General features: G+C 42.9%; 12 protein-coding genes. 1 reads left to right on the top strand and 11 read right to left on the bottom strand.

Annotated features, from left to right (window positions below):
• The 10 genes from IR173_RS07150 to IR173_RS07105 all read right to left on the bottom strand — a co-directional run bounded on the left by IR173_RS07150 (position 1) and on the right by IR173_RS07105 (position 13,760).
• Positions 1–1,623 (bottom strand): ABC transporter ATP-binding protein, encoded by a 1,623-nt coding sequence (locus tag IR173_RS07150; protein WP_317207929.1) that lies wholly within the window; start codon positions 1,621–1,623, stop codon positions 1–3.
• A gap of 3 nt (positions 1,624–1,626) precedes the next feature.
• A complete protein-coding gene (locus IR173_RS07145) occupies positions 1,627–2,736 on the bottom strand; it encodes a nucleotidyltransferase domain-containing protein (protein WP_237038971.1) in 1,110 nt (369 codons plus the stop codon).
• A gap of 28 nt (positions 2,737–2,764) precedes the next feature.
• Complete coding sequence (locus IR173_RS07140) at positions 2,765–3,037, bottom strand: PqqD family protein (RefSeq protein WP_237038970.1); 273 nt, start codon at positions 3,035–3,037, stop codon at positions 2,765–2,767.
• A 103-nt stretch (positions 3,038–3,140) separates the two neighbouring features.
• Positions 3,141–6,377, bottom strand: a complete 3,237-nt coding sequence (locus IR173_RS07135) for a fimbrillin family protein (protein ID WP_237038969.1) — start codon at positions 6,375–6,377, stop codon at positions 3,141–3,143.
• A 1,363-nt stretch (positions 6,378–7,740) separates the two neighbouring features.
• Positions 7,741–9,213, bottom strand: a complete 1,473-nt coding sequence (locus tag IR173_RS07130; protein WP_237038968.1) for a S41 family peptidase — start codon at positions 9,211–9,213, stop codon at positions 7,741–7,743.
• Positions 9,214–9,390: 177 nt separating this feature from the next.
• The gene (gene secG / locus IR173_RS07125) at positions 9,391–9,753 is read right to left on the bottom strand and encodes a preprotein translocase subunit SecG (protein ID WP_237038967.1); all 363 of its coding nucleotides are present in this window, start codon (positions 9,751–9,753) and stop codon (positions 9,391–9,393) included.
• A 5-nt stretch (positions 9,754–9,758) separates the two neighbouring features.
• Positions 9,759–10,493, bottom strand: coding sequence for a tetratricopeptide repeat protein (locus IR173_RS07120; protein ID WP_237038966.1), 735 nt, complete (start codon positions 10,491–10,493; stop codon positions 9,759–9,761).
• Positions 10,494–10,507: 14 nt separating this feature from the next.
• Positions 10,508–11,035, bottom strand: a complete 528-nt coding sequence (locus IR173_RS07115; protein WP_237038965.1) for an LptE family protein — start codon at positions 11,033–11,035, stop codon at positions 10,508–10,510.
• On the bottom strand, positions 11,022–12,287 hold the full coding sequence (locus IR173_RS07110) for a sigma-54 interaction domain-containing protein (RefSeq protein WP_237038964.1): 1,266 nt from the start codon (positions 12,285–12,287) through the stop codon (positions 11,022–11,024). Before IR173_RS07110 ends, IR173_RS07115 begins: the two co-directional genes overlap by 14 nt.
• Before the next feature lie 165 nt (positions 12,288–12,452).
• On the bottom strand, positions 12,453–13,760 hold the full coding sequence (locus IR173_RS07105; protein ID WP_237038963.1) for an inositol-3-phosphate synthase: 1,308 nt from the start codon (positions 13,758–13,760) through the stop codon (positions 12,453–12,455).
• Between the two features lie 133 nt (positions 13,761–13,893).
• On the opposite strand from IR173_RS07105, the gene IR173_RS07100 reads away from it, so the two are divergent.
• Positions 13,894–14,769, top strand: coding sequence for a PfkB family carbohydrate kinase (locus IR173_RS07100; protein WP_237038962.1), 876 nt, complete (start codon positions 13,894–13,896; stop codon positions 14,767–14,769).
• Positions 14,770–14,778: 9 nt separating this feature from the next.
• Here IR173_RS07100 and IR173_RS07095 read toward each other — a convergent pair whose 3' ends face one another.
• Entirely contained in the window at positions 14,779–15,984 is a 1,206-nt protein-coding gene (locus IR173_RS07095) for a sugar MFS transporter (RefSeq protein ID WP_237038961.1), read from the bottom strand.
• Between the last annotated feature and the right edge of the window lie 4 nt (positions 15,985–15,988).

Raw genomic sequence — 15,988 nt, 5'->3', positions numbered from 1 at the left:
TCATTTTAAAGTTATTATACGATTACAAAAAGCTAACGAACTCTCACGATGGGCTATTGATAAAACCGTCAGTTCCCGATAATCATTCCTGAGCCCGCATATCATCTCATTTATCTCGCGTTCGGTTGCCGTATCCAACGCTGAAGTCGCCTCATCCAACAACAATACATCCGCCTCCTTATAAAGCGCACGTGCGATTCCTACCCTTTGCTTCTGTCCCCCCGACAAACGTGCCCCGCCTTCACCAAGCAGCGTATCCATTCCCTGCGGCAACTCATCCACCCATTCATCCAGCCTCACCTGCCGCAATATCCGTTTCACTTTCTCCTTGCTGATATCACAACATCCCAATGCAACATTCTCAGCCAGCGTCCCGTCAAGAATAAAAACGCCCTGCGGCACATACCCTATCCGGCGATGCCACAACTCCCTGTTCTCTGCAGAAAGGAGAACACCGTCTATCCGTATCTCCCCTCCGTCAGGCTTCAAGAACCCCAATAAAAGATTGAACAAAGTGGACTTGCCTATACCGCTTGGACCTCGAATACCAATATACTCCCCTTTCCGAATCGTACAATCAAACTCCTTCAAGACTCTCTTTCCCTCCGGATAACTATACGAAAGATTGGATATTGCAATCTCTTTTTCAAACGATAATCCGGCTGTCTGTTTTTCTTCGAAAGCTGAACATAAATCTTCTATTCCCGCTTTTATAATCCGCAGACAAAAAACGGAATTCTGTATCTGAGTCCATGCAGAAAGCGATTCACGCAAAGCCGGCAATAAACGAAAGGCACCTACGGCAAAGATTCCCACCAGCGCTTTCACATTTCCTGTTCCATACAATGCAAGCAGTGTGAGTCCTATAACGACTGATAATTCTGAAAGGCAAAGCGGCAGATGGTACACCGTCTCCAGCTTCAAACGGCAAAAGGAAATCGCATCCAAACCCTTCAGAAAAGAACGTTGCAAAGAAGGAAAAGCATGATTCACTTCCAGCTCGGCATATCCTTTATAAGCTTCGGTTACAATACGTGTCTGTTCGCGCCGTGCCACCAACTCTTTTTCACCATAATACCTTATCCGCTTTTTGATTCCGAATATATACATCAACATAAAAGGGAAAAAAGCAATATATAACATCAGCACCGTCATCGGCGCATAGGCCAACAGTACCGTAGTTATCAATAAAACAAGCAATACATCAGCCGTCATATTCAGCAACGGAGACAACAAATTCATACTGAAAGTATAGCACACATAATTTACCTCATATCCCAAACGGGTGCTGCCAAGCCGACAGACAAACAACAATCCGCGATGATAATAAGAAGAAAAAAGAGACAGACTTAATCGTTTATACAAAGACAATAAAAAATAGTTTTGAAAACGGGACAATCCCATGACCAGCACACTTTTAAATAAAACAAACCCGACAGCCAACAGGCAAAACAATAGTGCTTCACCCTTTTCTTCCTTCTCTTCCATCAAAAAAAGAAGTACCGGTATTAAAGCTGCAAGCCCGGCAAAATCCAGCAATGCCCTGAAAAACACGGCTAGTATTACCCTCATCCCCATTCTTCGCTCCGAGGGCAATAATAAATGATAGATTTCTTTCAACATAAACTATGATACACTCCGGCGGAATATGGATTGTGGAAAACGTACATGTTGGATAACAGATATCCAAAGCCACTTTACCAAAGATACACGCATCACACTATCACACAAACGATGAATATGTAACATCCGTTTCAGTTTATAAACCAATATTCCCCATTTCCCGGTAACCGGTACATTGATGCTATAAGTGGGATGAAGCATTTCCTTTAATAAATTCTCCACCAGTTCTTCTCCTCTTTCCATAACAAGAACATCCGTACCCAAGTAGCGGTTGCACAAGTGTGTAAGTGCATAAATCATATCCAGGAAACGTTCATCCGTCACTCCTTCAGGTATTTTCAGTCCCTGCCTCTTCAACAGGCATGCCCAATCACATAAGTGATGCATGGCAAAACCAAGCGCATAATGCTGTGCCGAATGAAAAGCAAGGAAAACAGTATTGAAATCCGGCGAGGGAGTCAGCACCTCATACTTGCCGTCAAGCACTGTCAGCCGGGGACGGAGAAGCTTCCGCAACAAAGCATCCATTGAAACAGCCGTACGGTATATTTCCGTATTCAGAAATTTTTTATGATTCTCTATCGGAATACCTTTATAATAAAACATACTGTGCTTTTGCGAATGCGAAAAATCCACTTCTATCCCCTGCTCTCTCATCAACTTGTCGACAAGACTGTTAGCTTCTCTATCGCTCAGGTCGGAAGAATCTGCAGAATAAGTAAAGATGTCAATATCACCTCCCTCACGGTGAGAAGGAATAGGATAATTATCAGCAAAACCCACTCCTTTCAGTTGCACGGCAGTGATGCCGTGTGTGGCATAGAATGTCGATAAATCGGATATAACCCGACAATAGTACCGATACCTCTTTTCACACCTCTCTACCGCCAGCCACCAATTCAACTTTAAGGATTTGGATGGTTGTAACTCGGCTGGAAGAGTAATCAAGCCATCCCAGGCAAGTGCCATTACACCCTGTTGGACGGACAAGCGGTAACATTCCCCCCAAGCTTCGGGAGTGATGCCGGCAAAGACTGTTGCATCTGCATGAGTACCATGCAAGGCAGAACGCAACAAGGCAAAAAGCATCTGTTCCGTAATATTCAATTTCATGTTAGATAAACCTTAGCATATACATATTTTAATCATCCGATATGATGCCACATTTCCTCAAGGCATCCACCCAAACCGTTGCATCCTCCTGTGCCGTTTCTTCCGAAACAGGATAATGCTCCATTAATATTTCCGCAGCATCTTCTGTCAAAAAGTCTTTGCCCGAAAGCTCATTCCAAAGCAGTCGTGCCGAAGCATTGAGGGAGATGATGCGGGTGAGGTCGGCTTCGGGCGTACCTTGATTGACTATGATAGTTTCTCCGGCTATATCGCGGAGCTTGAATTTTGTATTGATTCGCATAATAATTTCATACTTTAAGAAAAAGAAAGTCGTCCCACCGAACCATAACGGACGAAACGGCTTTCTTTTGATGAATATTACAAACTTTTTTATTGAACAATTATCAGTTCTCTGTTTCTTGCTTTACGTTGCTATCGACCTTCTGTCCGTTCACGGTAATATTGGTAGTACCATATTCCACAGCCGGATTATAAGTTGAAGTGAAAGAGCAAGCATCATCATAAGTGAGCGTTACACCTTTGTCCGTTGCTGCATTCGCACAAACATGCATAGCCGGGAATGAAGAAGCATGAGTACCCTCTACGGTTACTGTAACACCCATCATAGCAACCGTGGTAGGATATTGATAAGCAGAGCTCAAATAATTGCCGATTGTTATACCTGCAAATGCTGCTTGGTTACCTTCGCTCCATTGTTTCATGTGATTATTATCACCGTGACTGCTCTCAAGCTCAGCTTTCAGCGTAAATGAAGAATTCTTAATCGTATAAGTTCCTCCACGCAAAAAAGCTGCCTGATGATTTCCTGAGAATGTGCAATTATCAATATTCACCTCCGACGGAATATTTATTAAGAGAGCTGTTTCAGTAGCTACAAAGTGAGAATTTTCCAGCACTATCTTTGTACTACCTACCACTGGATTCGTATGAGCATTAGTATTAATTGCATAGTATCCACTCGTTATAGTGGAGTTTTTAACTATGATAGAAGTACTTTGAATATTTTTGTCATTCAATATACCTACAGCATCTGCAGCCGTTGCTTTATAAACTATATCATCCAATTCCAATTTAGCATTATTTGCCGTAAGAGCTATTCCCCTTTCATTATCTGTGATATTTCCATCAGTCAATTTAAGACTACCTCCCCTCACCAAGATGAATGTTCTGCCTTCAAGCTTATCATCAATGGTCAATGTTTTCTTATTAAGATTAATATTCACTACTTGAGATGCAAGTACAATAAAGGGAGAAACAGTACAGTCTTTGTCCAATACAAAATTGAGATTAGCATCATCTGTCAAATAAATCAATGTTCTTTCAATTGATTCTAAAGCACTTATATCAGAGAATGTACCACCTTTAATAAAAGCAGTACAATTCTTGCTATATACTTGCCCTTCAAAGAGACCATCTTTAATTTCCAAAGATTTAGTTCCGGTCTCATTTTGCAAATCCTTTTCATACAAAGCATAAGGACCTGTCAGTGTTCCTCCATTAATAAGCACTTTAAGGTCTTTATCGGTAACATGCTGTGAGACGGCAATTGCCACACCGGTCATAGTCGTACCATCGCCATTGGCCTTCTCATCAAATGTAGTTGCTGTACTCTTTATAACACCCGCATTGACTGTCAATGTACCCGAACGCATTTCTATACCGGTCGGTGCACTGACAGTACCGCCATTAACTGTCAATAATCCGTCTTGCGGATAATAAATGGCTGTACCTTCTTCAGCATTCGCAGCCGTAATTGTTCCACCATTGATAACCACTTCGGTTTCGTGACGATCACCATTACCGCAGATACCGTAATAACTACCCTTAAGCGTACCACCGTTTACTGTCAGTTTTGCCACATCACCACTGGCACCATCATCGCCGTCAGTCAACTTCAGTGCTGTATAAACACTTTCCGCCCCATTATAATCAATGCTACCTTTACCGTTACTGCTGTCATTAACAGTCAGGTGAGCACCACGACGTACAAGAACCACCGCATCCTTAGTCTTCAACACTTGTTCCAAACCTGTACTTTTAGCCTTTATGCTATGGCCATTCAAATCAAGAACCAATGCCCCCTCAACCATCAACGGTCGGAAAAGAGTGACATCCTGTTCCAAAATAAAATTGCCGCCAGTTTTGGCAACCGCTTCCATTTCCGCTACTGCCGCATCGACTACTTCAAAGTTCGCATTGCCAGATAAATCAGGATATCCCTCATCCGATTCCACAAAGACTTTCACTACATTGGTATTCTCCGAATGTCGTTCTATGTTAGTGATTGTTGCACCCTTTTTCAGTCTCACATTCCCTTTCTTCACAATCAACTTAGTGATTGTTACTCCTGCATCAACGACAAGTGTGTTTTCGGCTGTAGCAGCTGTCGCCTCCTTGATGGTAGTACTTCCTCCGTTTGAAGATAATGTGACAGTCGTATTCGGCATATTGACATTTACCACCGGAGCCTCTCCAGCACTCTCTATTTCCGGCAGGGCAATCGTCATGTCTTTCACAGATGATGAAGTTCCGCTACCGCTACTTGCTTTATCTTCAAAGTCTATTTTAGCTCCCGATGCCACATTTTGGAAAGCAATACTTATAGGAGTCTCAGATGATTGTGCAGCAGGCACTTCTATCGTATTACTATCGCCTGAAACCTCACCCGATACAGTTACTGCAGTATTCTTCTCTAAAGCCGTGGCAACCTCAGACACAGAAGATACAGTCTTGGCTTCGCCACCGGTAATCGTTCCGCTAGCAATAGACAATTTCTTCAAATCTCTGCGAGCTATGCTATAATTGCCGCCAAAGACATTTGCCAATTCTTCCGTACCATTCAATATCTTCACACGTACATTGGTATAACTACCTGTCGGCACAGGAATATAAAATGTACCGGAAGTATTTTCAACATTGTTACTAAAAGCAATACTGACAGTCTTTTCCGAATCATCTGTAGCATTTGTGGCTTCCAATTCAGGTGCATCACCAGACAATGTTACCGTATACTTACCGGCTATCTTTTGGTCTGCCGTGAAAGTCAGTTTTAGATTATCCCCCATGGGCAATTTGGCGAACTTAATGCAAAACACACCTCCCAAATGCTTCAATGCTACATTACTGTTCTCAATCTTTCCCCACATGGCAGGATTATAACTATTGCCTTTACCTTTTGTTTCCGTTTGATAATCAGCGTCCACCTTCGTATAGCTGTACTCTTTCGGGAAATTGTAAGTAAGCGTTGTAGTACCACCTTCAGCAGTTGAAATAGAGTGTCCGTCATTATAAGGATAAGCTGCATAACCGGCTATAGTTCCCGTCATATTCCCACTAAAGGAAGCCGTGGCTTGACCGGCTCCGCCTTCAGCCAGAGTAAGGGCTGTAAAACCGGTGGTATAACCGTTTCCGTCTTGCATGGTTACACCCAAACGGTCGCCTTCCGACCAATAAAATACACCTTTATCATCAAATCCTGCACGTGCCATGCCGGAAGCATTGCTTTCCATGGTGGCTCTTAACATTCCATTCGTGACCTTTGTGCCAAAGTCGTCTTCGTTGCTACAGCCAGCCAGCAAAGCAGTCGCCACAGCCAAACTTATTAAATATCTAACTTTCATGATTCGCTTTTTGTTTTCATACATTATTCCTAACACTACAAATGGAGTGTGGCAAAACTCAATCGGTCTATCCAATCGTCAGCTGTAGGGGCAGGGTTTGCCTGCCCGAATACACAAAACAAACTGTTTTCGGGCGAGCGAACCTCGCCCCTACGAACTAAACGACAGCATTATCCACGTTTTGACACCACCCCCTCATAAATTTCTTCAGTCAGTCCAATTACCGTTTTCGCCACCACCACTGGTTGCAAATCCTTTTTCCACTTCCACTTCAATGATTTCCACTTTCGGAGCTTCATACGTTTCAATGCTATTTTCTTTCATAATCTTCGTACAATAAAATTTAAATATGATTTTCTAGTTGATATATCAGACATTATACGCCCCAATTACACATTGCGACACTTGGCAAAAATAAATAGTAATTGCTGCCTGAGGGCGGAAGATTCCTGGTGGACCGGTGGTATATATCTCACCGCTGTAGTCCCCCGACGTGAAATGGAATGCGAAGAACGGCATTCGCGTGTGTTTTTGTTTTTTCATACGCCTGCATTGTTTTAGTTGCCTAAAAACGGTTAACTCTTGTCATGTCTTCCCTCTTTGCATGACAATTAATAAAAAAGCGTGAGGGCTGTATCTTGTTTATCCTATCATCGGGCCTTCGCAATGCCTTTCACCTGGATAAACAACAGCCACCCACGCCGTTTGATATATAGATGCCACACCAATGGCAGGTATATAACACAGACGTGAGCGTTGTTGTTATCATCTTCAGGTGAAATCAAAGTTGCGAAGTTTGATGATAGAAGATAATTTCAATAACGCTTCTTAATAAATACATAAATCCCCTTACGCATAAGAGAATATTCGGCACAAATATAATATATTCTTAATTAGGAAGAAAGTTTCTTATATACTTTTTTGCTTTTATTATGTACTTTCTTTCTACAGGTGAGGTCTTTTTCTTCACCCAAGATAGTTTCAACAAAACTGCTTTCACACAAAACGAGACTCAACACACTGATTTACAATAGTGTTCTGTGAAAGGAAACAATAAAGATTTGTATCTACCAACATATAACAATAGTCACGGTAGGCATTTTTTATAGAAATGACCCACCAACACTACTTACTTTTCAGAAAATAATAAATCTGGTGTCCAAAAACAATTTTCACGTCCTTGTCTTTATCATTCCACCCAGGTGAAACGCTCATGCCACCCGGGTGAAATCCTCGTCTCAGCCGGGTGAAACGAGGATGTCACCCGACTGAAACGACAACCGGAAAAGCATCCGACAGCCAGTTCATGCTTATCGGCAGACGTCAGTTCAGAAACAACTCTTACGTGATTACATTTCCGTATCTACTTTCTCTCTATCCTATCTATTAAAGTATTGTCTATACGCTTACCATACAACGGATTAGCATTCATGAGAGTCAATTCATACGGAAGCAGAGACGCGCTGCGAGACACGGAACGGTCTGTCTTACCTGCTGCCCTATCGAGTGCAACTTTCAACAAAGTTTCATTCTCATCACCCAACTGCCAACCGTCAAGCGGAGCGTCTGCTACCGCAACATCCGGCTGTAAGCCATCAGGCATGCAAGGGTTCTTGCCATCCCTATCGGCATATCGGTTAATCATTACATACAATCCCCAGTTCTTGATGACCTCCGGAAACTTCGAATAAATATTTTCAGGGCCAAGCAACGCTCCCGTACAATATTTGCCATGAGACTGACTTCCAATCAGTTCCACTGTCATATAAGGCATTAATCCGATAAGTATAGATTCGGAAGCCGATGCTGTGCCCGAACCGATAAGCCCGTAAATCTTGGTGATGCCCACATTGGCCCCTTCTACATTAATAGTTTTGGAACCATTGGTGACAATGGTACTGAAATAAGTATTCAAGTCTTCTCCCTTTTTCTTGTAATAGTCCATTAAATCCTTATTCCATATCTCCGTTTCATATATGGCCTTGCTCTTCACCGCATCTTCCGGTGCAAGCATAAATGCCAATACCTTTTCCGTAAAGACATAACCTCCGCCATTATAACGCAAATCCAGAATAAGTTCACTGATGCCTTCTTCTTTAAACTGACGACAAATCTCCACCAGTTTCTCTGCCGAATCCAAATCGAAACTGCTATATGCCAAATAGCCGACCTTCTTGCCTCCGACATCGAATGTTTTATGTACAAGTATCGGATTTTCGTACATTTTAACGGCATCAAGCGTTATTTTTGTTCCGCTCAGCCCAATGCCATTGCCTTTCTGCTCACCCATACCCAGAGTGATATTCGAACTATAAAGAGCTTCCTGATAATTGTCCTTCGTAATCTCTTTTCCATTCAGCTGCATAATGACATCCCCGCGCTTCATACCTGCTTTGTAGGCCGGGCTGTTCTCATAGACAAACGTCACGATGAAGAAATAACTGTCTAAGTTGGAAAACTTTCCAAGCATCAGATTATATCCGTAAGTAGTGGAAACTCCATCCATATTATCCACGAGACTTGCCATATCGTCCGTCATCATCGTCCACTTGTCCACCTCCTTATTGTTTTCCTTAAACCGTATCTCTTTTATGGTGCCAATCGGATCTTCATTTACATTCGGATCGAGTTTCTGCATCCCTACGGCTATTTCATCTTTCCACAAATAATAGGTATCCAGCGCATCATAAGCAAACTGGTTGGCATAATAAATTTCATCGGTTGTCACCCTGCCGTCACCGCCGCCTTGACCACCGCCATTGTCATCCTCTTTAGAGCATCCGCTCATTATGCATAAAACGCATAAAAAGAGAGAAAGGGAATAGATTTTTTTCATATATGATATTTTTTAGACATACTCCATACCGCGTATGGATATATTCGTTTTCGCAAAAATACAATAATCTTTTTAAAATCATTCGATGAAGGTAAAAGAGTTTAAAAAAAAGCGGTTTGCCTCCTGAAAGAAGCAAACCGCTTACCCTTATGATTAAGGAAAATACTGTCTAAAAAATTACTGTGCAGAATCAGCCGGAGCAGTTTCTGTTGCAGCGCCGTCAGTCTGAGGAGCAGCAAAGCCTGAAGGTGCGTTCAACGGATTAGTAGCGCCTTCTTTTACAGCTTGTTCCATGATTACAGAAGATTCTGCATGAGTTGTAGGAACGAAATAAGCAGTAAGCACACTGCATGCCACCATGAAAGCAGCCAATCCCCATGTCAATTTCTCAATAAAATCCGTAGTCTTGCGAACACCCATAATCTGATTAGAAGAAGCAAAACTAGAAGCCAAGCCACCTCCTTTTGAATTCTGAATCAATACAACGAAACACATCAAAAGAGCTGCAAGCACAATTAATCCAATAAGTAATAAATACATTTTCTTTATTTTGATTTAGTGTTAATAATCAATTTCTCCAAAAATCTTATTTGGTCTGCAAAGTAAGCGTTTTTTTTTGGATATTTCAAATTTAATTTTTTAATAATTTCAAGAGCCTTTGAATATCTTTGTTGTTTAACGTATATTTTTGCCAATGTCTCGGTAAAATAACTCTCATCTTCCGTTTCCGGCTCTTTTTCTTCCACTTCCGATTCATCGGTCACCTCTTGTGAAGATAGAAGGGGTTCGTCTGTATTGCTTTCCAAAAAATTGTCTATCAAATCCTGTCCTTTCAATGGCGGAATTTCGGCAACCGGAACTTTCTCTTCCGTTTCTGTCAATAGATAAGATGTATAGTCCGCCGTTATGTCCATCGGCAGTTGGGTGACATCTCTCTGTTCTTCCTCCGGCTGCCCGGCCAGAAATGCATCTATCAATGAGAGTGTACGGTCAAGCCCCAATAAATCGGAAGTCTTTGCTTCTCCTTCCGAGAGCATAATGGTAAACCGCTCGCCTTCAATCAAATAAAACAGCACTTTACGGTCGGCTATATACAAGGCCGCTTTCCTCAGCTCTTCTCCAAACGTAATGTCATGGAGCAAAAACAGATTTTTCAGATAGAGCAGTCTCACGGTCTGAAAATAAGGATAACGGGCAAGCAAGGTACGAAGCTCGTAAAGGGTATCCCGATTCAAAAACTCGGGATGTGCAATCCATTCATATAAGCGCTGTTGTGTCATGTCGAAGATAGGTATTACCAGTTGGCCACCGTCATATTAAATATCTGGTCCACAATATCTTTAATCATCTGATTTACCAATTCATCCTGTACGGACGAAAGCTGCTGAGTGGATTTATACTCACGGCTGGCCGAGAATTGCTGATTGGTAAAGTTATTCTTCGGGTTAGACTTATCGACAAAGTTCACTCTGACTGTCATACGGAGTTCCACCATATTTGAATAACCGTCGGAGCCGATACCTTTATTTACAGCATCATAGTTTGTGATTTCTCCCGAAAGTTGCAAATCGCCTCCACGTTTCACCTGTATCAGACGCGTTTGCTGCAAATAAACATCTTGCAGCGCAGTGTTGAACATATTCTCCATCGGACCCCAAACAAAGCCGACAGAACGGTTGGGGAAATTCTCGAAAGAGATTGTTTTAGTCTTCGCATAGTCAATGGACGCGCCATTAAATTTATAAGAAACCGAGCAAGCCGTGAGTATACCTGTCAGTACAATCAGGCAGCCCATCCATTTCATGTTCTTAATCCAAGCCATATTCTTTTATTTTTCTATATAGTGTGCGTTCTGAAATATTCAGGTCTTTCGCCGCATTTTTCCGTTTTCCGTGATGACGCTCCAAGGCTTTCCGTATCATTTCTTTTTCCACTTCATCCAGTGACAGTGTTTCTTCCACATATTCCTCCGTGTCCTGAATATCGTCGTCCACCGGCATCTGCTTGGCTGCAGAGATGTTGATGGTAGGGACAGGAACGGGAGCCGGTGTTGCCGGAACCAGATTGCGTGAGGGTTCCTGGTAATAAGATACCGCAGTTGTCGTTGCCGGAGCTACGGTTGCTGCCGTTCCGCGTTCGGCCATCAGGGTATTGACCAACTTCTTGAGCTCGGTCACATCGCGACGCATATCAAACAATACTTGATATAAAATCTCGCGTTCACTGCCGAATGTTTTATCTCCCGGCTTTATACCGAACAGCATAGGCAAACGCGACTCCTGCTGTTGTGCAGGAAGATAATTCTGTAAAATAACGGGGGTGATGTCACGGTTTGTTTCGATAATGGATATTTGCTCCGTGATATTCTTCAACTGGCGGACATTGCCCGGCCACGGATAAGCCAACAGCATTGCTTTCGCATCTTCTGTCAACTGAATGGCAGGCATACGATATTTCTCGGCAAAATCCGAAGCGAATTTGCGGAAAAGCAAAGCGATGTCTTCCGCACGTTCTCTCAAGGGCGGTATCTTGATGGGGACAGTATTCAGACGATAATACAAGTCTTCGCGGAAACGTCCTTCGGAAATGGCTTCTGTCAGGTTGACATTTGTGGCGGCAACGATGCGCACATCTGTTTTTTGCACTTTCGACGAACCTACTTTAATATATTCTCCGCTTTCGAGCACACGCAACAAACGGGCCTGGGTGGACAAAGGCAATTCACCGACTTCATCCAAAAAGATTGTACCCCCATCGGCCTCTGCAAAATAACCTTTACGGTCACTGATAGCGCCGGTAAAAGCTCCCTTCTCATGACCGAAGAGTTCTGAATCTATGGTTCCTTCAGGAATCGCTCCACAGTTTACGGCTATATATTGTCCATGTTTACGGCGACTGAATTGATGGATTATCTGCGGAAAGCTCTCTTTTCCGACACCGCTTTCACCGGTTATCAATACTGACAAGTCGGTAGGTGCCACCTGAATAGCCACATCTATGGCACGATTCAGTCCTTCTGCATTTCCGATAATACCGAACCTGAGCTTCACATTTTGTATTTCTGACCTAACCATATTTCTCATATTAATATGACAAAATTACAAATTCCCCGGCAGACAACAAGTAATTCTGGCAGAAAAATAAAAAACAGGCGCGGATTTCACGGATTAATACGGTCTTTAATAAAGAGAAACCGTATATCCGCGTAAACCGCACCTGTTAAACAATGAAGATAATGGTTAGTCTATTTCCTGATCTGCTTCATAACCACCCATTTCGCGAATAGCATTCTTCAGAATAGCATACTGCTGGAAGAGGTGATTGACAGGAATTTCGTTTTCTGTATAGTCGTGCATCGGGCTCTTCAAGAAGAAGCTCAAGAAACGCTGGATGCCGAAACGTCCTGCACGTGCAGCCAAGTCGCTCAACAATACCAAGTCCAGACACAGAGGTGCAGCAAGGATTGAATCACGGCAAAGGAAGTTAATCTTAATCTGCATGGGATAGCCCATCCATCCGAAGATGTCGATGTTGTCCCAACCTTCCTTACTGTCGTTGCGGGGAGGATAGTAATTGATACGTACTTTGTGATAATAATCTGTGTACAGGTCAGGCTGTTCTTCAGGTACCAAAATTGATTCCAGTGTAGACAACTTGCTGACTTCTTTTGTGCGGAAATTAGCCGGTTCATCCAAAACCAAACCGTCACGGTTACCCAAAATATTAGTTGAGAACCAACCTTCCAAACCTAAACAGCGAGTTCCGATAATCGGAGCAAAACCTGATTTTACTAATGTCTGACCGGTCTTGAAATCTTTACCGGCGATAGGCATCTTAGTCTTTTCTGCCAATTCCCACATAGCGGGGATATCGACTGTAGTATTGGGAGCACCCATAATGAAAGGAGCACCTTCCGACAGAGCTGCATAAGCATAGCACATAGACGGAGCGATGTGTTCTTTATCGTCAGCCTTCATAGCTTCTTCCAAAGCAGCCAATGTTCCATGTATCTTTTCCTCAACCGGAACATAGATTTCTGTAGAAGCAGCCCAAAGAACCACAATACGGTCACAATTATTCGCAGTTTTGAAATTACGGATATCTTCGCGCAGTTGTTCCATCATGTCCCAACGGTTCTTGCAATCTTTCACATTGTCTCCATCCAGACGGCTGGCATAGTTGTGGTCGAAAGCAGCTTTCATCGGAACAATTTTTTCCAACTCATCCTTTACAGGATTAATGTCTTTCTCTTGCAAAACTTCAGCATTGACTGCTGATTCATAAGCATTAGCCGGATAAACATCCCATGCACCGAATACGATGTCATTCAGGTTTGCTAATGGAACGATTTCGCCATAATGCAAATACTTTTTATTTTCTCCACGGCCAACACGCATCTTATCATATTGAGTCATAGAGCCGACAGGTTTTGCCAAGCCCTTACGAGCCATCAGAACTCCCGTCATAAAAGTTGAAGTAACAGCGCCCAATCCTACACAAAGAACGCCCAATTTACCGGTAGCCGGTTTTACATTCATTTTTTCCATTCTAATTTCCTTGTTAAATTGCATCTCATAGTAGAGATTAAGATAATTGTGACAAAGTTACACCTTCTTTTGAAAACTACCATGCTTTTCTCAGTTTTTTTGTACCTTTGCAACCGTTAAACATTTAATAGGTATGAATGATATTTGTTGTATAGGGCATATAACACTGGATAAAATTGTAACACCAAAGCAAACGACTTATATGCCGGGAGGTACTTCTTACTACTTTTCTCACGGAATCAGCCACTTAAAAGACACCAAGCATTATAAACTGGTTACTGCACTCGCCCCTACCGAGTTTAAATCTGTGGAGGATATTCGCGCCAAGGGGATTGAAGTAAAAGTTATTCCGAGCCGTCGCACTGTGTATTTCGAGAATACATACGGAGCGAATCAGGACAACCGCACCCAACGTGTTTTGGCTAAAGCCGACCCTTTCACCGTGGAGCAATTGGAGAATGTGGAAGCGAATATTTTTCATCTGGGAAGTTTGCTCTCCGATGACTTTCCCCTTGATGTAATCAAATATCTGTCAGGAAAAGGTACGCTGTCTGTCGATGCTCAGGGATACCTTCGCGAAGTAAGAGGTGAAAAGGTGTATCCGGTGGACTGGACAGAAAAAACAGAGGCACTGAAATATATTGATATCTTGAAAGTGAATGAACACGAAATGGAAGTGCTCACCGGATACAAGGAAGTGAAGCAGGCCGCGTTTCAACTTGCCGAATGGGGAGTGAAAGAAGTCTTGATTACTCTCGGAAGTCTGGGCTCGGTCATCTTTGCCGAAGGACATTTTTTCCGGATTCCGGCTTATCCGCCTAAAGATATAGTGGATGCCACCGGATGTGGAGATACTTATGTCACCGGATATTTGTATATGAGGAACAAAGGGGCTTCGTATGAGGAAGCAGGATGTTTCGCCGCTGCAATGTCTACACTGAAGCTTGAAGCATCCGGTCCTTTCAACGGTACGGAAGAGGATGTGTGGAATGTCATTCACAAAAAATAACAGAAGCCTTTATTGTTCTATGGATTCATGTTCTGCCCGCAAGGAATAAAACAAGACTACACAGAATGCTACAAAAGGTACGATAAATGACAAAGACATAGTACTGTTGTCTGCCACATATCCCATCAACACCGGACCGATAGCCCCTCCTATCGGAGACATCATCAGATAAGAAGAAGCACGCTTGGTGTGGTTTCCCAGCCCTTTTAAAGATATAGCGAAGATGGTGGGGAACATAATGGCCTCAAATGCATAAATCAAGAACAAAGCGACCAATGATATACGACCCAAATTGCATACTACGAGCAATGTGGCAAACACCGTTCCGACAGCACAACATAACAGCACACGTTCGGCACGGATAAATCTCATTATCCAGCTACCGATAAAGCGTCCGCACATGAACAGCCCCAGTCCTCCGAAAGAAAGCAGCACCGATGCATCACGAGCATTCATCCATCCGTCATCTACTACATAATTTATAAAGAAACTGTTGATTGAAATCTCTGCCACCTCATAGCAGAGCAAGGCAAATACCCCGAATACAAAGAGTTTATGCGACCATAATCCTTGTTTGCCACTGTCTTCCGCACCTGCTTCATCCGTATGCACAATCTCCGGAAGTTTAATTCGGGAAAACACCAAAGCCACCCCCAGCACCACGATGCCCATCAACATATAAGGGAACGAAATGTGCGAAGAGCCTTCGTCGGAGAACAATAACAAACCACCGACCAATGGCCCGCAAATACAGCCTAATCCGTTAAACGATTGCGCCAAATTCAATCGACTGGCAGCCGTTTCCTTGTCTCCCAGCTCCGTCATATAAGGGTTTGCCGCTGTTTCAAGAAACACTAATCCACACGCTATCACAAACAAAGAGAGCAGGAAAAACTCAAAAGACATCCAGTATTCTCCGGGAATAAACATCAATGAACCGATGCCATATAGCAACAGCCCCAAAACCACTCCGCGCCGATAGCCATACTTTGTGATGAAAAGTCCTGCCGGAATAGCCATCACAAAATATCCCAGATAAAACAAGACCTGTACCATGGCCGAATGAGTACGGGTAATGTCCAGCACCTCTTGGAAATGTTTATTCAGCACATCAAGAATGGCATGCGCAAATCCCCATAAAAAGAACAAAGAGGTAACCAAAACAAAAGGAACTAAATAGTTCCTTTTGACCAATGCATATCTTTGCTTTTCCATATTC

Source organism: Phocaeicola faecalis (assembly GCF_021730445.1).
GTDB classification, from domain to species: Bacteria; Bacteroidota; Bacteroidia; order Bacteroidales; family Bacteroidaceae; genus Phocaeicola; species Phocaeicola faecalis.
The sequence above is the reverse complement of the archived record's forward strand: the minus strand, read 5'-3'. Positions and strand labels throughout refer to the sequence as shown.